The organism is Bradyrhizobium sp. USDA 4354 (genome assembly GCF_054060315.1).
Genome location: NZ_JBSSDC010000001.1, coordinates 5,425,602 through 5,444,140, shown reverse-complemented (window position 1 = coordinate 5,444,140; position 18,539 = coordinate 5,425,602). Strand labels below are relative to the sequence as shown.

20 protein-coding genes are annotated in these 18,539 nt (G+C 64.4%); 11 read left to right on the top strand and 9 right to left on the bottom strand.

The features are described 5' to 3' along the window. Positions 1-103: 103 nt before the first annotated feature. From ACVIIV_RS25250 to pncA, 4 genes are all read right to left on the bottom strand, one after another. Positions 104-484 carry a GrlR family regulatory protein gene (locus ACVIIV_RS25250; RefSeq protein ID WP_456746555.1) on the bottom strand — a complete coding sequence of 127 codons (381 nt, stop codon included), beginning with the start codon at positions 482-484 and terminating at the stop codon, positions 104-106. Positions 485-514: 30 nt separating this feature from the next. Then, the gene (locus ACVIIV_RS25245; protein ID WP_456746554.1) at positions 515-2,548 is read right to left on the bottom strand and encodes an NAD(+) synthase; all 2,034 of its coding nucleotides are present in this window, start codon (positions 2,546-2,548) and stop codon (positions 515-517) included. Positions 2,549-2,688: 140 nt separating this feature from the next. Beyond that, on the bottom strand, positions 2,689-3,804 hold the full coding sequence (locus ACVIIV_RS25240; protein WP_456746553.1) for an alpha/beta fold hydrolase: 1,116 nt from the start codon (positions 3,802-3,804) through the stop codon (positions 2,689-2,691). A 16-nt stretch (positions 3,805-3,820) separates the two neighbouring features. After that, entirely contained in the window at positions 3,821-4,459 is a 639-nt protein-coding gene (gene pncA / locus ACVIIV_RS25235) for a bifunctional nicotinamidase/pyrazinamidase (protein WP_456746552.1), read from the bottom strand. A 256-nt stretch (positions 4,460-4,715) separates the two neighbouring features. Here pncA and glk point away from each other — a divergent pair, with 256 nt between their 5' ends. Next, positions 4,716-5,702 carry a glucokinase gene (glk, locus tag ACVIIV_RS25230; protein WP_456746551.1) on the top strand — a complete coding sequence of 329 codons (987 nt, stop codon included), beginning with the start codon at positions 4,716-4,718 and terminating at the stop codon, positions 5,700-5,702. A gap of 137 nt (positions 5,703-5,839) precedes the next feature. After that, positions 5,840-6,052 carry a hypothetical protein gene (locus tag ACVIIV_RS25225; protein WP_456746550.1) on the top strand — a complete coding sequence of 71 codons (213 nt, stop codon included), beginning with the start codon at positions 5,840-5,842 and terminating at the stop codon, positions 6,050-6,052. A gap of 35 nt (positions 6,053-6,087) precedes the next feature. Here ACVIIV_RS25225 and ACVIIV_RS25220 read toward each other — a convergent pair whose 3' ends face one another. Both ACVIIV_RS25220 and ACVIIV_RS25215 read right to left on the bottom strand, forming a co-directional pair. Continuing rightward, a complete protein-coding gene (locus ACVIIV_RS25220; RefSeq protein ID WP_212373248.1) occupies positions 6,088-6,465 on the bottom strand; it encodes a response regulator in 378 nt (125 codons plus the stop codon). Positions 6,466-6,577: 112 nt separating this feature from the next. Then, a complete protein-coding gene (locus ACVIIV_RS25215) occupies positions 6,578-7,375 on the bottom strand; it encodes a Spy/CpxP family protein refolding chaperone (protein WP_456746549.1) in 798 nt (265 codons plus the stop codon). A gap of 471 nt (positions 7,376-7,846) precedes the next feature. Here ACVIIV_RS25215 and ACVIIV_RS25210 point away from each other — a divergent pair, with 471 nt between their 5' ends. From ACVIIV_RS25210 to ACVIIV_RS25185, 6 genes are all read left to right on the top strand, one after another. Further along, complete coding sequence (locus tag ACVIIV_RS25210; RefSeq protein ID WP_456746548.1) at positions 7,847-9,187, top strand: ABC transporter substrate-binding protein; 1,341 nt, start codon at positions 7,847-7,849, stop codon at positions 9,185-9,187. A 125-nt stretch (positions 9,188-9,312) separates the two neighbouring features. Beyond that, positions 9,313-10,251, top strand: a complete 939-nt coding sequence (locus ACVIIV_RS25205; protein ID WP_456746547.1) for a carbohydrate ABC transporter permease — start codon at positions 9,313-9,315, stop codon at positions 10,249-10,251. Then, the gene (locus ACVIIV_RS25200) at positions 10,251-11,162 is read left to right on the top strand and encodes a carbohydrate ABC transporter permease (protein ID WP_456746546.1); all 912 of its coding nucleotides are present in this window, start codon (positions 10,251-10,253) and stop codon (positions 11,160-11,162) included. Before ACVIIV_RS25205 ends, ACVIIV_RS25200 begins: the two co-directional genes overlap by 1 nt. Before the next feature lie 20 nt (positions 11,163-11,182). Beyond that, positions 11,183-12,283, top strand: coding sequence for an ABC transporter ATP-binding protein (locus ACVIIV_RS25195; protein WP_456746545.1), 1,101 nt, complete (start codon positions 11,183-11,185; stop codon positions 12,281-12,283). 36 nt (positions 12,284-12,319) lie between these two features. Then, on the top strand, positions 12,320-13,309 hold the full coding sequence (locus tag ACVIIV_RS25190) for a hydroxyacid dehydrogenase (RefSeq protein WP_456746544.1): 990 nt from the start codon (positions 12,320-12,322) through the stop codon (positions 13,307-13,309). A gap of 169 nt (positions 13,310-13,478) precedes the next feature. Beyond that, entirely contained in the window at positions 13,479-13,970 is a 492-nt protein-coding gene (locus tag ACVIIV_RS25185) for a hypothetical protein (RefSeq protein ID WP_456746543.1), read from the top strand. 65 nt (positions 13,971-14,035) lie between these two features. On the opposite strand, the gene ACVIIV_RS25180 is transcribed toward ACVIIV_RS25185, so the two are convergent. Further along, positions 14,036-14,533 (bottom strand): DUF1993 domain-containing protein, encoded by a 498-nt coding sequence (locus tag ACVIIV_RS25180; RefSeq protein WP_456748820.1) that lies wholly within the window; start codon positions 14,531-14,533, stop codon positions 14,036-14,038. Between the two features lie 115 nt (positions 14,534-14,648). On the opposite strand from ACVIIV_RS25180, the gene ACVIIV_RS25175 reads away from it, so the two are divergent. The 3 genes from ACVIIV_RS25175 to ACVIIV_RS25165 all read left to right on the top strand — a co-directional run bounded on the left by ACVIIV_RS25175 (position 14,649) and on the right by ACVIIV_RS25165 (position 17,090). After that, positions 14,649-15,440, top strand: a complete 792-nt coding sequence (locus tag ACVIIV_RS25175; protein WP_456746542.1) for a transporter substrate-binding domain-containing protein — start codon at positions 14,649-14,651, stop codon at positions 15,438-15,440. A gap of 170 nt (positions 15,441-15,610) precedes the next feature. Further along, positions 15,611-16,477: a DUF2147 domain-containing protein gene (locus tag ACVIIV_RS25170; RefSeq protein WP_456746541.1), complete on the top strand. Its 867-nt coding sequence runs from the start codon at positions 15,611-15,613 to the stop codon at positions 16,475-16,477. 256 nt (positions 16,478-16,733) lie between these two features. Continuing rightward, positions 16,734-17,090, top strand: a complete 357-nt coding sequence (locus tag ACVIIV_RS25165) for a hypothetical protein (protein ID WP_456746540.1) — start codon at positions 16,734-16,736, stop codon at positions 17,088-17,090. 143 nt (positions 17,091-17,233) lie between these two features. Here ACVIIV_RS25165 and ACVIIV_RS25160 read toward each other — a convergent pair whose 3' ends face one another. After that, a complete protein-coding gene (locus tag ACVIIV_RS25160; protein ID WP_456746539.1) occupies positions 17,234-17,638 on the bottom strand; it encodes a (R)-mandelonitrile lyase in 405 nt (134 codons plus the stop codon). Between the two features lie 17 nt (positions 17,639-17,655). Beyond that, positions 17,656-18,354 (bottom strand): ribonuclease activity regulator RraA, encoded by a 699-nt coding sequence (locus ACVIIV_RS25155; protein WP_456746538.1) that lies wholly within the window; start codon positions 18,352-18,354, stop codon positions 17,656-17,658. Positions 18,355-18,539 lie beyond the last annotated feature (185 nt).

The window sequence follows — 18,539 nt, the reverse complement described above, 5'->3', positions numbered from 1 at the left end:
GGTCCCTCTCCTCGACAATTCGCAACAACAGACGCGAACGTTCTGTCGGTGCGAAGGTTCCTGAGCAGGAACGTAGCCGTGGAGTGAGCAGATCAGATCGCGCTCATATTGCATCCTTCAGCGTCAGTCGCGCCGTGAACGTCACGCTGGTCTTGCCGACCAGTGCCATGCCTTCGACTTCCGCACCGCCGGGGAAATAGTCGCCGGAAAAGCCGCAGGTGACCTCGCGGCCGCCGAATGCGAGCGTCCTGCCGACCACCTCAGTGTGCTGATTGACGATCATGTCGCCACGCCACTTGCCGTTCCGGAAGGTGTAGCTGCCGGTGTAGTAGAAGAAGCTGTCGCCGCCCATGATGCGGCCGTCGCAGAGCACGACCACGCCCCTTGCCTGCCCACGCTTGCCGTCTCGCATCTCGATGTCGAAAATGTAGAGACCGTTGGTGACCTTGGCCTCACCCGTTTCCGCCCCGTCCCCGGCCGACATCAGATCGTCCCTCCTCCAACGCCGCGCCGATCAGTTCGGCACGTTCCGTTCGAGATCCTCGAGCCAAGCGGCCGCACTCGAATCCGACGGCGCGCGCCAGTCGCCGCGCGGCGACAGTGAGCCGCCGGCCGAGACCTTCGGCCCGTTCGGCATGGCCGAGCGCTTGAACTGACTGAAGGCGAAGAAGCGGCGCAGGAACACTTCCAGCCAGCGGCGGATCTCCGGCAGATCATAGGCCTTGCGCCGGTCGCTCGGGAACGCCGGCGGCCATTCGCCCTTGGCGGCGTCACTCCATGCCTGAAGTGCCATGAACGCGATCTTGGACGGCCGCATGCCGAAGCGCAGCGTATAGAACAGGTTGAAATCCTGCAGCTCGTAAGGTCCGACGGACGCTTCCGTGCTCTGCGGCTTCTCGCCGGCCTCGACCGGCACGAGCTCGGGCGAGATTTCAGCGGCCAGGATCGAGCCAAGCGTCCGGTTGACGTCGTCGCTGAACTGTTTCGAGGAGATCACCCAGCGGATCAGGTGCTGGATCAGCGTCTTCGGCACGCCGGCATTGACGTTGTAATGCGCCATCTGATCGCCAACGCCGTAGGTGCACCAGCCCAGTGCGAGCTCGGAGAGATCGCCGGTTCCGATGACGATGCCGCCGTGATGGTTGGCGAGCCGGAACAAATAGTCCGTCCGCAGGCCCGCCTGCACGTTCTCGAAGGTGACATCATAGACCTTCTCGCCCTTGCCGAAGGGATGACCGATGTCCTTCAGCATCTGGGTTGCGGTGGTCCGGATGTCGAGTTCCTGCCAGCTCGTCCGCAACGCCTGCATCAGCGCCAGCGCATTGGTCTTGCTCTCGCTGCCGGTGGCAAACCCCGGCATGGTGTAGGCGAGGATGTTTTCACGCGGCAGGCCGAGCAGGTCGACCGCCTTGGCGGCGACGATCAGAGCATGGGTGGAGTCGAGCCCGCCCGAGACGCCGATCACGACGCGCTTGGTACCGGTGGCGCGCATGCGCTGCACGAGACCGGCGACCTGGATGTTGTAGGCCTCGTAGCAATCCTGCTCGAGCAGGCGCTCGTCGCTCGGCACGAACGGAAAGCGCTCGACCTTGCGCAGGAAGCCGATGTCGGCCGCCGGCGGCTTCAGGGCAAATGTCACCTTGCGGAAAAACGCCTCGCGCTGCCGACGGTTGTCGTCGAACGTTCCCATCAGCGCACGTTCCTGCCTGAGCAGGTCGAGATCGACATCGGCCAGCGTGATCTGGCCGCCCTGGCGGAACCGCTCGCCCTCGGCCAGCAACACGCCATTCTCGTAGATCGAGGTCTGGCCGTCCCAGGCGAGATCGGTGGTGGATTCCCCTGCCCCGGCGGCGGAATAGACATAGGCCGCGAGGCAGCGCGCCGACGTCGATTGACACAGCAGCGCGCGCGAGCGCGCCCGGCCGATCGTGATCGGACTGCCCGAAAGATTGATCAGCACGCTCGCGCCCGCGAGTGCGAGCTCGGAGGCCGGCGTCACCGGGATCCACATGTCCTCGCAGATCTCGACGCCGATGGTGAGGCCCGGGACGTCCTCGGCCGCGAACAGGAGATCCACGCCGAACGGTGCGTGCAGGCCGCCGATGGCGATCGTCTCGCCGGCGATGCCGGCGCCGGAGGCGAAATGCCGTCCCTCGTAGAACTCGCGATAGGTCGGCAGGTAAGACTTCGGCACCACGCCGAGGACGTTGCCGCGATGGATGACAACGGCGCAGTTGTAGATGCGATTGCCGAAGCGCAGCGGCGCCCCGACGATCAGGACCGTCATCAGCCCCGCGGAGGCCTCAACGATCGCGGCGAGCCCACGCTCGACCGCATCGAGCAGCGGATCCTGCTTCACCAGATCTTCGATCGCATAGCCGGACAGGCACAGCTCGGGAAACAGGGCAACCGCCACCGACTGCTTGTGGCAGGCATCGGCCGCCGCCAGGACGGCCTTTGCGTTGGCCGTGGGATCGGCGACATGGGATGTGGTGACACAGGCCGCCACGCGCGCAAATCCGTGAGCGTAGATCGAATGGAAAGTCATCGAGCGCAGTACCCTTGAATCTCTTCGCTGCCGAAGCTGTCAGCTCCGGACCATATGTAGCGCATCGACCGGGTCCCGTGCGAGCCATCCGCCGTCATGCATAACGGATTTGCAAGGCGGCCTGCCCAGCGCTGGCGAGCTCAGGCGCTGCGGGCCAGCACGCCGGGCAGATCGTCGCGTAGCCACCCGGCGATCCGGGGCCAGGCATGCGCGTGGGTGCGCGCGCCCATGAACAGGCCGAGGTGATTGCTCGGCTCGGAAGCCGCCGCAATGAAGGTTGGCGGCGTGCCGACAAGCCCGGCGGTGGCAAGCGCTTGCGTTGCCGGCACCACATCGTCGTCGAGCCCGGCGAGCAGGAAGATCGGCGCCTTGACGTCCTTCAGATGAATCGGGCGGCCGAGCGCGATGAAATTGTCCCGAGCAATCAGGTTCTCCCGGAAGATCCCGTTGACGATCTCGAGATAATAAGTGCCCGGCAGATTGAGTGTCTCGGCGTTCCAGCGGTCGAAGCGCGCGAGCAGCGCCGTGCCCTGCTCGTCCGAGAGATCCCTCTGCAATGCCGCCACGATATCGTCGCTGTCAGGCGCTTTGGACCAGAAGCGCAGCATCTCCTCGCCGCTGACATTGCCGCCGCCGCGCGCGACGAGCTGGTCATAGACCAGCTCGGGCGCGTTGCGGGCGAGCCGGGAGAGCGAGGAATCAATCGACAGGTCCACGGGAGCGCCGACCAGCACCAGCCTCCGCACCTTGGCTGGAAAACGCGCCGCGTAGAGCAGCGACAGCCATCCGCCCTGGCAGAGCCCGACGAGATCGACCGGCGCGCCGATCTCGTCGATGGCGACGTTGAGATCGCCGAGATAGCTGTCGATTGAGAGATAGCGCATGTCTGATGTCGCCGACCGCCAGTCGGTGAGATAGACCCGGTCGATGCCGCCATTTTGCAACGACTGCACCACGCTATGGCCCGACGCGAAATCGGCGATCAAGGCCCGGTGCAGCGCATAGGGGGCGCAGACCAGCGCCGGCTGGCCGGATCGGATCTGCGAGCACTCGCGCAGCTGCATCGTTGCGAGCTCCAACGCAACGCTGTTGGGGGTCGTCCACGCCAGGCTGCTGTCACGCTGCTCCGCGGGTGCGCGCTCCAGCCACCAGAAGCAGGCATCCATGGCAAGCTGCGCCGCCGCAAACGGCCACAGCCGCGGATCATCAGGAGCATGCCCTGGTCCATGTGTCTGTTTGGCGGTCTTTTCCACCATGGCTACCTCGATGTCCTCACAGGAACGCCTCGAGGCTGACGACGGCGATGCCGAGCTCTCGAAAACTTTGATGGGTCGCGGCGAGCGAGCCGTCGAGATCGATGCCTCGGCAGGCATCCTCGACGACGGCCACCTCCAACCCCGCCTTGCGCGCATCCTCCGCCGAGAAGCGGACGCAGAAGTCCAGCGCCAGACCGGCGACAAAGACGGTCTTCAGCTCGCGTTCGCGCAAATAACCAAGCAGTCCGGTCGGTGTCCGATGGTCGTTCTCGAACAGCGCCGAATAGGAATCGATGCCACGGCGAAAGCCTTTGCGCACCACGAGGCTCGCCCGTGTCACGTCGAGATCGCGGTGAAATTCAGCGCCCGCCGTGCCTTGCACGCAATGCGTCGGCCATAGCACCTGCCGGCCGTAGCCGAGCTCGATCGTCTGGAACGGCTGCTTGCCCGCATGGTTCGGCGCGAACGAGACGTGGTCGCTCGGATGCCAGTCCTGGGTCAGGACCACATTGGTGAATTTTTGGGCGATCCTGTTGATGGCGGGGACGACCTTCTCGCCGCTGGGAACGGCAAGCGCGCCGCCGGTACAGAAGTCGTTCTGTACGTCGATCACCAGCAGCACGTCGCGGTCGGATATCTTCATCGCAAGGCCCATTCGATCCGCCCGGCGTCAAGCGCCGGACGCTCCCTCCCAATGTCGATCTTCCGGCGCAGCTTCGCAACCACCGACCGCGTGCGGCGATACCGCGCTGACACCAAAGGGGCGTCCAGAATGCAACGGTTTGACCTTGTCCGTGTTGACTAGGAACAATCAAGCGAGGATTCTCAGACCGTCCGCGTGCTTGCGGATCGGATCAGGAACGGAGGCGAAGGTTCCCGAGGGCCGGCAGGGCCGCGGAAGCCGCAGGGCCATGGGCATCGGCAAGACAGGAAACATTCTTCTCGCCGATATCGGCGGCACCAATGCGCGCTTCGCGCTGAGCCTGGCCGAATCCAGCGATGGCGACCAGACCGGGCCGATCGACTATGTGAAGGTCGCCGACTTCCCGACCGTCCGCGAGGCTATCGCGGACGTCCTGGCGCGCCGCTCGGGCGGCGAGCCGCCCCAAAGAGCGGTGCTGGCGGTGGCGGGTCCCGTCACCAACAACCGCTGCGTCATGACCAACAGCCCCTGGGTCATCGATGGCAACGAGCTGCAGCCCGCGCTCGGCTTCGACAGCGTCCATGTGCTGAACGACTTCGAGGTGGTGGCCTGGTCCCTGCCCGCCTTGCAGCCTGCCGACCTGGTCCCGCTCGGCGGAGGCGATGGCTTGCCCGGAGAGCCGTTGCTGGTCGTCGGGCCCGGAACCGGTTTTGGTGTCTCCTGTCTGATTGAACGCCATGGCTCACGACTGGCCGTCGTCACTGAGGCCGGACACGCGACCCTGCCGGCAGAGAACGAGCGCGAGGAACGCGTCATTGCCTGCTTGCGCCGGCGGCTCGGCCATGTCTCCATCGAGCGTGGCGCACTCTCGGGTTCCGGGCTGCAGAACCTCTACGAAGCGTTGGCTGAGATCGACGGCGTTCAGGTGCCGCATCGCGATGCTGCCGCCATCACCAAGTCCGCACTGGAGGGCAGTTGCCCCGTCAGCCGCGCGACGCTGGAGATGTTTTGCGCGATCCTTGGCTCGGTGGCCGGCAATCTCGCGGTGACCTTCGGCGCCCGCGGCGGCGTCTATATCGCCGGCGGAATCGTGCCGCGCTTTCACGAGTTCCTAGCGGCCTCCGCGTTCCGGGCACGCTTCGAAGCGAAGGGACGCTTCCAGGATTATCTGCGCAACATCCCCACCAGGCTCGTGATCAAGCCTGATGCGAGCTTCGTCGGCTTGAAGATGTTTGCCGACCACACTTCGGATTGACGGACCGTCGCTCTCCGGGCTCCAGCAATTCACAGCAGATTCCTGTGCACGCCGGGTTCCGGGCAGGAACGTGCTTGCGTACACACTTCAGATGAGAAACAATCTCACGGTGTGTGGCGTAGTTGCGGGGGCGTGACATGCGTAAGCAGGATTTTGGTTTCGACTATCACCGCTATCACCGCCTGCTGCGCGAAGCCGACAGCGAAGACAAGCGGTTGGCCCTGATCGAACTCTTGATCGAGGAAAAGGCCCGTGACCGGCTGGCTGCCCAGCGCGCTTCGGATCGCGCGGCCATGACGGCCCATACCATTGCCACGGTGCTGAGGAACGGTCGCAATAGAGCCGATTGAATCACTCTCCGGCCATGCGCCCCAGCGATAATCGGTCAACCTGGAATTGTGGCTGACGGCTCGGGAAACATCGAATCGATCATTGCCTTGAGCTGATCCATCGCGATCGGCTTGCGCAGGATCGGCCTGCGCCGGAGCAAGGACGGCAGCAGTTCCGGACCGTAGCCTGTGGCGAACAGAAACGGCTTTCCGCGACGCTCGATCAGGTCGGCGACCGGATCGACGTAGACGCCCATCAGGTTGATGTCGAGGATGGCCAGATCGTATTGCGCGGTCATGGCAAAGGCGCTGGCGTCGCGCACATTGTCTGCTTCCGCGACGACGTGGTGGCCGAGTTCCTCCACCATGTCGGCGATCATCATCCGGATCAACGCCTCGTCTTCGACCAGGAAAACGGAGAGTCCGTCCGCCATATCAACCCCGCGATCAGCCTTGCGAAGCTAAGCATAACCGAATTGCGGAAAGGATTCACGAATTCGTGGCGGGCGCCGTTAATTCAGACGCGCCCGAACCGATTCAACTTGATCAATCCAATCCGCGCTCGTGGCTGAGGCGCACCATCTCCTGAATGAAGACCTGCTTCTGCTTGTCGTCGAGGCTCGAATAGAGCGGCTCGGCGGCGTCGGCGACGTTGCGCTGGTCGGAGGCGCGATCAATCAGAAACTGGGCCTCGTTGCGCATCTGCTCGATGATGTCGTCGGGTGGATCCCGCTTGGCGCGCGCAACCCGCAGGTTGAGCCGCTCTGCACCATTATGCCCGAGGTAGTGCATCGCGCTCGAGAAGCCGTACCAGTGCTTCTCCTGATCCGGCGTGAGGTTCAGCTCGGTCTTGATCCGCTCGATGTAGGAATCGCTGTTGGCGACGATCTGCTCGGCGGTCAGCTGCGGCGCGCCGGGCTGGGTGAGGACCGTGACGTCCTTGTTGTCTTTATTGGCCTTGTTGTCCTGCGGCGCGTTCTTCGCCTCCTTGCTCGCCTTGGCACCCTTGCCCGCCTTGGCGCTCTTGGCATCCTTGTCCTTGGCCGCGCCCTGTTGCTTGGCGTCCTTGCTGGACTCCTTGGCGGCCGGCGGCTGATTGCCGGCGTTGTTGTTGCCGACACCGAGCACGCCGGTGAAGACGCCGACCACGCCGCCGATCGCGCCGCCGAGCACGCCACCGACCGGACCTGCCGCCTTGTTCCCGGCCGCCGCGCCTTCCTGAACGCCTTTGACCAAACCTTGAGCATTCGCCACCGCGGCGGCACCGAGCAGCAGCGCGAGCACGGTCCCCAGCGCGAAGCATCGCCGCAGGTTCAGCCGCGCTGGCGTCGCCGGGTTGATCATTCTCGTCTCCATCGTCGATCTGACTGGCCTATCCGGCGGGAGTCACCCGCCAGCTGCAACTCTATCGTTTCCGCCGCTTCGAGGTCCAGACGCCGCTTGCTGTCCACGCCCGAAAAGTCTTTCACGCGAAGCGGTTATGCAGGCTTATTCGAAACTGCGGCGTAAATGCGCACGGATCGTTCTCAGACGTTCGACGCGAAGTGTGCATCGCAAAACAGCGAGCGCTCTGCGCCTGCGACGCCTCGACACGCGTCGCGACGTTCCCGGACACAACGTTAGTTTTAGATGCAGAGCCATTCGGCTTTCTCGACAGACGCGATCAATCATGATCTGATCGCGCTACCAATTTGCTGCGGCATGCGTGAATTGCCCACGCGGGCCGACGCACCAATAAGAAAGTCGAGCAACAAGAACGCAATAAAGAAGTCTCTCAGAGGAAACTCCAACAACAACACCAAGCGAGGAAACGAGATGTCACGCAAGGCACTGACGCGACGTCAATTTGTGGCTGCCACTGCAATGTCCTCCGCGGCGCTGATCACGGCGCCCTATGTCCGGGGCGCCTACGCCGCCGGCAAGATATCGATCGGCTTCTGGGACCACTGGGTGCCGAATGCCAACGACGCCTCCACCGCCATGGTCAAAGCATGGGGCGAAAAGGAGAAGGTCGAAGTCTCGATCGACTACATCACCAGCAACAACAACAAGATCCAGCTCACGGTCGCAGCCGAGGCCCAGGCGAAATCCGGTCACGACATCCTGCAGATGCCGACCTGGTGGCCGCACGCCTACGCTGAAAATCTCGAGCCGGTGAACGACGTCATGGAGCCGCTTATCAAACAGAACGGCGAGGTCAACGGCACGGTCAAATATCTCGGTCAAGCCGGCGGCAAGTGGCTCGCCGTTCCCGCAACCCCGGGAAGCCAGATCAAGGGTCCCTGCTCCCGCATCGATCTGATGAAGAAGCATGCCGGCATCGACGTGCAGGAGATGTACCCCGTCGGCGCGCCCGCAAAGGCGGACAATTGGACGTTGGAGACTTTCCTCAAGGCGGCCGAGGCCTGCCACAAGGGCGGCGTGCCATTCGGGATCGGCCTCGGCGAAACCACCGACAGCGTCGACACTGCAGGCGCGATCTTCCAGTCGTTCGGTGCCGAGCTCGTCAACGCCAAGGGCGACGTCACGGTGAAGACCGATGCCGTTCGTCAGGCGCTCGAATACTACAAGAAGCTGATCGCCTTCCTGCCGCCGGACGCTCCGTCCTGGGACGATGCCTCGAACAACAAATGGCTGATCTCGGGCCGCGGCGCGATGATCCTGAATCCGCCGAGCGCCTGGGCGGTCGCCAGGCGCGACGCGCCGCAGATTGCCGAGCAGTGCTGGACGCACGGCATGCCGTCCGGGCCCAAGGGCCGCTTCGCACCCTACCTGCCCTACTTCTGGGGTCTCTGGAGCTTCAGCAAGAACAAGGAAGCGGCCAAGAGCCTCCTCAGCTACCTGTCGCAGCCGTCATCGATCGAAAAGTTCGTCGCGGCGAGCGGCGGCTACGATCTGCCCGCCTACGCCAACATGACGACGCTGAAGACCTGGGCCGAGGAAGGGCCGCCGAAGGGGACGCTCTATCACTATCCGAACCCCAACAACCATCAGACGCTGTCGATCGCGGCGTCTCCGGCGCCGCCCAAGATCGCACAGCAGATCTACTTCCAGGCGACGTTGACCAAGATGGCACTGCGCTATGCGCAAGGCGAAAAGATGGAGGCCACGCTCGCCTGGGCCGAAGGCGAGTGCGAGGGCTTCATGCGGAGTTGATGCCGGGCGTGTGCCAGGCGGTTCACGCTTGAGGCGTGAGCCGCCACGCATCGCGTGCCGCCAATCGAGGAAGCCGGCCGATCGGGCCGGCTTCGCCAGTCGACAATTTCCGAGAAAGCTACGCCATGGCCGATGTCGTCGTTGAGCAAGGTCAAACAGTCCGTGCGGCGCGCGCGCGCAAGCCGACCAGCCTTCGCAATGCCCTGGGACGAAAATCGACGGTCGCGTTCTTCCTGACGCTGCCGCTGATCCTGCTGATAGCGCTGCTCGTGCTCTATCCGGCAGTCTACTCCGTTCATCTGGCAACGCTGAACAAGTCGATGCAGAAGTTCGTCGGCTTCGGCAACTTCCTGTTCCTGTTCAAGCGCGACACGTTCTGGATGGTGGTGAAGCAGTCCTGCATTTTTGCCGTCACGGCGGTGTTCTTCAAGGCGCTGATCGGATTCATCGTCGCCCATTTCGTGCACAACATTCCGGCCAAGGGGCAGCGCAAATGGCGCGGCATGCTGCTGGTGCCCTGGGTGATCCCGCCGGCGATGAGCACGCTGGCCTGGCTGTGGCTGTTCGACCCCTCCTACAGCGCCTTCAACTACACGCTCTCATTCTTCGGCATCGGCCCGATCAACTGGCTCGGCGACAATGTTTGGGCTCGCTTTTCCGTCATCCTCGTCAACATCTGGTACGGCGCGCCTTTCTTCATGATCATGTATCTGGCCGCGCTGAAGTCGGTGCCGGACCAGCTCTACGAGGCTGCGGCGATCGACGGAGCCAACTGGTGGCAGAAGATCTGGTACGTCACGCTGCCGATGATGCGCAACATCATCGCGATCACGGCGCTGTTCTCGCTGATCGTGACCTTCGCCAATTTCGACATCGTGCGCATCCTCACCTCGGGCGGCCCGCTGGACCAGACGCACATCTTCGCGACATGGGCCTTCAAGGTCGGCATCGAGGGCAGCGACATCCCACTCGGCGCCAGCGTCTCGCTGTTCATGGTGCCGATCCTCGCCATCGCAGCGATCTTCATCCTGCGCGATGTCTCTAAACGCGGGAATGAAGCCTGATGAGCACGCTTGCAATCGACAAGGCCGGACCGTCGCGCAAGGTCAAGTACGGCAGCATGAGCCGGGACCGCGCCTGGGCGCTGCGCTGGTCCTACTTCTTCCTGGTGCTGTTCGCGATCTTCTTCCTGACGCCGCCGATCTACATGCTGATCACCTCGCTCAAGAGCAGCGCGGAAATATCGGCGGCGACCAATCCCTGGTGGGTGTTTCACCCCACGTTGTCGAACTATGTCGAGCTTCTGACCTCCAACCAGTTCCTGCGCTTCTTCTGGAATTCGTCGATCGTCTCGCTCGCGGTCGTCCTCCTGACCATGTTGATCAGTGTTCCTGCGGCATTTGCACTGGCACGCATGAAGTTCTGGGGTTCGACGACGCTGGCGACCGGCGTCTTCCTCACCTACCTCATTCCGGACAGCCTGTTGTTCATTCCGCTGTTCAAGATGCTGGCGTTGGTTCAGGATTACACCGGCATCACGCTGCTCAACAGATGGTACGTGCTGCTGTTCATCTATCCGACGCTGACGGTGCCGTTCTGCACCTGGATCATGATCGGCTATTTCGCCTCGATCCCGAAGGAGCTCGATGAGGCCGCGCTCATCGACGGAGCTTCCTGGCTGCAGACCCTGACGCGGATCTTCATCCCCGTCGCGCTACCCGGGCTGATCGCTGCGACCATCTTCGCGTTCACGGTGTCCTGGGCGCAGTTCCTCTATCCCCTGGTGTTCACGACGTCGGTGGATCAGCTCGTGCTGCCGGTCGGCATCACCACCACGCTGATCAAGGGCGACGTGTTCAACTGGGGGCAGATCATGACCGGCGCGCTGCTCGGCGCCGCGCCGCCGCTGATCATCTACGCATTCCTGATGGACTACTACATTGCCGGCCTGACCGCCGGCGCAACAAAGGGTTGATGACGAGGAGCTGAAGTTCGATGGCTGACGTTGCTTTGCGGAAGGTAGTCAAGCGCTACGACGATGTCGAAGCCGTGCGCGGCATCGATCTCGACATCGCCGATCATGAGTTCATCGTGCTGGTCGGCCCCTCCGGCTGCGGCAAGTCGACGACGCTGCGCATGATCGCAGGCCTCGAGGACATCAGCGACGGCGACATCATGATCGGCGGCGATGTCGTCAACGACGTGCCGCCGAAGGACCGCGACATCGCCATGGTGTTCCAGAACTACGCGCTCTATCCGCACATGACGGTCGCCGAGAACATGTCGTTCGGGCTGCGCCTCAAGCACTACCCCAAGGCCGAGATCAAGGCGCGCGTAACGGAAGCCGCCCGACTCCTCGACATCACCGACCTGATCGACCGCAAGCCGAAGCAGCTCTCCGGCGGCCAGCGCCAGCGCGTCGCCATGGGCCGCGCCATCGTGCGCAATCCGAAGGTCTTCCTGTTCGACGAGCCGCTCTCCAATCTCGACGCCAAATTGCGCGTGCAGATGCGGATCGAGATCAAGAAGGTGCACCAGAAGGTGCGCACCACCACCGTCTACGTCACCCACGACCAGGTCGAGGCAATGACGCTGGCCGACCGCGTCGTGGTGATGAACAGGGGCCGCATCGAGCAGATCGGCACGCCGAACGAGCTCTACCACAAGCCGGCGACGCGCTTCGTCGCGGGCTTCATCGGCTCGCCGGCGATGAACTTCATCCCGTGCCGGCTCGAGGATGTCGGCGGCACGCTCCAGATCCGCCTCACCGACCGCATCGCTTTCCCGCTGCCGCCGGCCCGCGCGGCACGCTACAACGCGCTGCCGCGCACCGAGAAGCTGCTGCTCGGCCTCCGGCCCGAACATCTCACCGAGTCGCACGCGCACCTCGGGCCCGGCGTCGAGACCTTCGAGACCGTGCTTGACGTCACCGAGCCGATGGGAATGGAGACGCTGGTCTATTTCGGGCTCGATGGCACGCCGGTCTGCGGCCGCGTCGATCCCAATGCCGGCGCCAAGGACGGGGCACCCATGCGTTTGGCGATGGACCTCAACAACATGCACCTGCTAAACGAAGAAACCGGCGTCGTGTTGTGACGCCGGCCTAAGAAACGCGAGGCAGGCAGGGGAGCGATGGCGACCAACAAGAAGAAGATTTTCGTTACACAAACTTTGTCGCAAGGGGCACGCGCTCTCCTCACCCAGCGGGACGATATCGAGCTCGTCGAGTTTCCGAACCTGATCTCCGCCAGGGATTTCGAGGCCTTGCTGAAGAGCCATGCGCCGGTCCATGGCGTGGCGTTAGGTGCGACCGCCTTCGGCGAGACCGAGCTCGAGGCCGCCCGCGACATGAAGGTGGTGACCCGCATCGGCGTGGGCTACGACGCCGTCGACGTGCCCGCCCTGTCCCGCCGCAAGGTGCCGCTGATGGTGGCGGGCAGCGCCAACTCGCCCTCGGTCGCGGAAGCGGCTCTGTTCATGATGCTGACGCTCGCCAAGCGCGCGCAGGAGCTGCATTCCTGCGTCAAGGACGGCACATGGGCCGACCGGCTCGGCATGCTGCCGTTCGACCTCTACGGCAAGACCGTGCTCGTCATCGGCTTCGGCCGCATCGGCAGTCGCACCGCCAAGCGCTGCCTGGCGATGGAAATGAAAGTGCAGGTCTACGACCCCTACAAGCCCGCTGCCGACATCAGGACGGCCGGATGCGAGCCGGTCACCGACCTCGACGCCGCGCTGCCTCACGCCGACTTCGTCACCATCCACTGCCCGAAGACGCCGGAGACCGTCGGCCTGTTCGATGCTGACAGGATCGGCCGCATGAAGCCGAAATCCTATCTCATCAACACCGCGCGCGGCGGCATCGTGAAGGAGACAGCGCTCTACGACGCCCTGGTCTCCGGCAAGCTCGCCGGCGCCGGCATCGACGTGTTCGAGGTGGAGCCGCCGCCGGTCAGCAACGCGCTGTTCGCGCTGCCCAACGTCATCATGGCCCCGCACGTCGCCGGCGTCACGGTCGAGGCGGTCCAGCGCATGAGCGAGCAGACCGCGCGCAACATTTTGAGCGTGCTGGACGGCGATCCCATCAGGCAGAACGTCATCAATCAGGACGTGCTGGGCTGAGCCGAACTCGGGGCGGGCGACGGATGCGCCCGCCTTCGGGGATGCCAGAAAGCGTCCCATTTTGGTGCAGATCGGGCCCCAACTCAGCCTTAATCAAACGCGCGTAATGGGCTTGAAACGCGGCGGCGGTGGGACAGACTGGCCGGCGCGGCGAGCTGGAGGATGGACCTTGTCAGAGATCGACCCGACCGACCACGCGCTGGCGACGATCGCCAGCATCCTGGAGCACCCCGAGCCCGTTCTCGTCATTCGCCAGACCGAGACGGAAATCGTGGTCGCCGGAGAGCGTGAGCACATCGCGTCTGACGAGCCGCCGATCGTGGACGAGCATCCGGTGATCGACGAACATCCGGTGGTCGAGGAGCAGCCGCTGGTGCCGGAGCACACCGATGCCGACGGCTACAGCAAGGTCGGTCCGGGGCCCATGGTGGCGATCCGCCTCAAATGGACGGTCCATCGCGGCGACGACGGCCAGTACTACGTCCACGAGACCATCGGCGAACAGTCCGCCCCCGTGGTCAGCGGCCCGATGACGAGCGAGGCCGCGGTGCGTTTCGTCGATGCGCAGCAGGATGAGGCGAACAGGCGTTTCGAGCTGCTGCGTAGCGAGATCGCCGGCCGCAGCTCGCTTGCCGATTATGAGCGCAAGGGCGAAGCGTAAGGCAGCTTGCAGACCGGATGCGTCTGCACCTCTCCCGAAGAGAGAGGTGCAAATCGATCCTGCCGCTACTTCCTTCCAAGATAATCCTTCTTCACGAGCTCGACGCCTGCGTGCCGCAAGAGGTCGTAGGCCGTGGTGACGTGAAAGAAGAACTGCGGCACGCTGAAGGTCAAAAGCAGCGTCCGTCCGGTGAAGGGCAGCTCGGTGCCGTTCTTCAACCTGAAGAAGACATTCCGTTCCGCAGCCGGGTCGATCTCCGCGCGCGGCAGGCTTTCGATGAACTCGATCGAGGTCGCGATGCGCGCCTGAAGCCCGGCCATGTCGTGCTCCAGTGCCGGCAGCGCCACCGGATCGCGCTGCGCCAGCAGGGCCGACGCAACCGTGGCGTGGCGGCAGGCCTCGCCGACCTGCTGCGCCAGGTCGTACATGTTCGGCGCAAGGCGCATGCCGAGCAGAACCGTCGGGTTGAACTTGCGGGCCTCCGCATAAGCAACGCCCTTGTCGAGCAGCGCGGACAGGTTGTGCAAATGGGGCACGAAGAGGCCGACCGAGGCCTCGTACATCGAGATCGTCACCTCAAGGTTTCCTTTCAATTCCGCCTCGCCAGCGACGGGCATCCGGTCTAAATCCACATCCGAAGAGCTGCACAATGACAGCTCGCGCAGGGGTGGAAAAGAGATGATCGTTCGAATATCCGTTCGAATCGTGGCGGCTTTGGCCGTGATGCTGCTGGCAAGCCTTTCGGCCCAAGCGCAGCAGGCGCCCTCGCGCTTAGATGAGATCGTCAAGCGCGGCAGCTTGCGCGTCGGCATGACCGGCGACTACAAGCCCTTCACCTATCTGGACAAGACCACGCAGCAGTTCAGCGGCTTCGACGTCGACATGGCGGAAGCGCTCGGCAAGGCGCTCGGCGTCAAGGTCGAATTCGTGCCCACGGCCTGGCCGAAGCTGATGAAGGATTTCGAGGCCGACCAGTTCGACGTCGCCATGGGCGGCGTCTCGGTCACGTTCGACCGGCAGAAGAAGGGCTTCTTCTCGACGCCGATCATGCGCGAGGGCAAGACGCCGATCGCGCGCTGCGCCGACGTCGGCAAGTACCAGAGCATTGCCGACATCGACAAGAAGGGCACCCGAATCATCGTCAATCCCGGCGGCACCAACGAGCGCTTTGCCCGTGCCAACATCAAGCAGGCCGAGATCACCGTCTTCGCAGACAACACCGTGATCTTCGACGAAATCGCCAAGGGCAATGCCGACCTGATGATGACGGACGCCTCCGAGACGCACTACCAGCAGAAGCAGCACGCCGGCGTGCTCTGCGCGGTGCATCCGGAAAAGCCGTTCGATTTCTCCGAGAAGGCCTACTGGCTGCAGCGCGACATGGCGCTGAAGGCCTTCGTCGACCAATGGCTCCATGTCTCCATGGAAGACGGCAGCTTCAAGAAAATCTACGCCGCCTGGTTCGATTAGGCCGCGTCCTCCTGTCGCTTGCCTCGGCCAAACTTTGGACCGCCCCCTAGCCTATTGAACCCGGAACCGCCGGAAGACGACTCATACCAACGACAGTGATCTAGATCACGTTTTGCGAGTGAGCCGGCGCGTAAGGGTCGGTGCGGGGACCACCTGTTCAGGAGACGGAAATGAGGAAGCTGTTGGCTACGGCCGCATTCCTGTTGGCGAGCACGGCTGCTCAGGCACAGTACACCTTCGAATATGGCGGGCGCACCATCCGCATCGATCCCGACCGCGGCACGGTGCAGATCCCCGGCGTCTACGACAACACCGGTCAGAGCAAGGCCAAGAAGGCCAAGAAGAACGAGCAGGCGCCTCAGCAGGCCACGGTCGACCCGCAAGCGCCGGCTGCTCCGGCTCCTGCCCCCGCTCCCGCTGCGCCGCCCGCAGCCGTGCAGGCACCCGCGGCTGCCGCCGTCGCGCCGCCTCCTGCACCGCCACCGGCGGCTCCCCCGCCGACCACGACCGCCACCAACACGCCAGCCCAAACAGCCGTTGTGCCGCCGCCTGCTCCGCCTCCGGCTCCTGCTCCGGTCGAGCAGCAGGCCGCGCCCGCCGTGGCGCCGCCGCCCGTACCGACCGTGGCTGCCGCCCCGCCGGCGCCGCCTCCGCCACCCGCCGCGGCGCCTGCCCCCGCTCCCGTTCAGGCTGCCGTCGCGCCACCTGCTCCGGCAGCTGCGCCCACGCGCGATCTCAATTCGCCGCTCGGCGTCTGGCTCACCGAGGAGAAGGAAGGCAAGGTCCGCATCGAGCAATGCGGCACCAACCTCTGCGGCTATTCGGTCGACAGCAAGTCGAACCAGAACGGCGAGCAGGTGCTGATCAACATGAAGCCTGGCAAGGACCAGAAATGGTCCGGCCGCATCCTCGATCCGAATTCCGGCTCGACCTACGATTCGACGATCGCCATGAAGGGTAGCGACCGACTGCGCGTGCAGGGCTGCGCCTTCGGCGGCATGTTCTGCGGCGGCCAGACTTGGACGCGCGTGAACTAGAGTCCTCCAGGCCGTTTGATACCGAGTCATTCCGGGGCACGCGAAGCGTGAACTATGGTGCGCACTTGCGCACCTGAGAATCTCGAGCTTCTCGGGTGCGCAATTGCGCACCATAGTCGGCTCTACGAGCCGCCGGGAATGACCGTGCAGGCAGCGTGTGCCAGCTCACAGTGCCCCTTGTGCACGTGACAGCCCTCACATCGCCGGTTCGTCGCCCATGCCACGATCGCCGCATGATCAACCGCAGGGGCATGCCATGACTGGATTTCGCAGGGGTCTTTTCGCCTCCATTGTCGCCATCGCCTTCCCGCTCACACAGGCAGGCGCTGCGACAAGCAGCTTCGACGGCGCATGGAATGTCCGGATCACGTCGTCGAGCCAGGCCTGCGGCAACGGCGCAACCGTCGCGATCGGCATCAACAATGGTCAGATCGCCTCGAGCAACGCCGCGGTGAGCGCATCCGGCCGCGTCGCCGCCGCCGGCAATATCAACGTCACCTTGAGCACCGGCCTCAAGCGTGCCGTCGGCTTCGGCCGGCTCAGCGGCGCGTCCGGCTCCGGCACCTGGCGCGGCGCGATGTGCACGGGCACCTGGACGGCGGAGAGGATATGAGCCTCCGTGTCCCGGACAAGCGGCAACGCGCCAGCGTTGCCGCGAAGAGCCGGACCCAGTGCTCTCAGTGGAGCGAAGACTCTGGGCCCCGGCTCGGCGACGCATCGCCAAAGGCGATGCGTCGCCGAGCCGGGGCACGCGCGTCAGCCGACGGCCGCGCCGTATTCCGCGTCCGTGACCGGCTCCAGCCAGGTCGAATAGACGCCGTCGAGCGCTTCCTGCATGGCGATGTGGCACATGCCGTTGGTCGGCGATGCGCCGTGCCAGTGCAGCTCACCCGGCGGAATCCAGACGGTGTCGCCGGGGCGGATCTCGCGGATCGGCCCGCCCTTGGACTGGACGCGCCCGACGCCGGAGATGACGTAGAGCGTCTGCCCGAGCGGATGGTGATGCCAGTTGGTGCGTGCGCCCGGCTCGAACGCGACGCGCGAGCAGTTCAGCCGTGCCGGCGCGGGCGCCATGATGACGGGGTCCTGCCACACGGTCCCGGTGAAGTGTTCCTTTGGCGCGTGGCGGGTCGGCCGCGTGCCGGCGACTGTAATCTCCATGTGGGTCCTCGCTTTCGTTACTTCTTGCTCGCGGCGTAGCGCGCCTTGGTCTCGGCGTTCATGGGATAGAGGCCCGGCAGCACCGCGCCGTTGTTCACCTCGTTGACGATCCAGGCTTCCATGCGCTCCTGCTCGACGCCTTCGGCAAGGACGTGGTCGAGCATCGCCTGCGGGATCAGCACGCAGCCATCCTGGTCGGCAACCACGATGTCGTTCGGGAATACGGCGACGCCACCGCAGCCGATCGGCTCGCCCCAGCCGACGAAGGTGAGGCCCGCAACCGACGGCGGCGCGGCATAGCCGTCGCACCACACCGGCATATTGGTGCCGAGCACGCCCTCGACGTCACGCACGACGCCGTCGGTGACGAGCGCAGTGACGCCGCGCTTGACCATGCGCGCGCAGAGAATGTCGCCGAAGATGCCGGCATCGGTGATGCCCATAGCGTCGACGACGGCGATGCAGCCCTCCGGCATCGCCTCGATCGCGGTGCGGGTCGAGATCGGCGACGACCAGGACTCCGGCGTCGCCAGATCCTCGCGCGCCGGCACGAAGCGCAGCGTGAAGGCCGGTCCCACCAGGCGCGGCAGGCCCGGGCGCAGCGGCCGCGCGCCGCGCATCCACACATTGCGCAGGCCCTTCTTCAGCAGGACCGTTGTGATGGTGGCGGTGGTGATGCCGGCGAGGGTCTTGCGGGCTTCGGGGGACAGCGACATGGACGAGAACGAGCTCCGAGGTGCGGGAAAGAACGCGCGCATCTTGCGAGCCGCAGCCCTTGCGTCAAGGGCCAATCGCCCCACAAGAATGCAGGGCCGCAGCGCCGTTATGCGATGCGATAACAAGGCTTTATCGCTTCCCCTTGCATTAATTTATTGGACTTGCGGGCGCATTTACGCGAAGC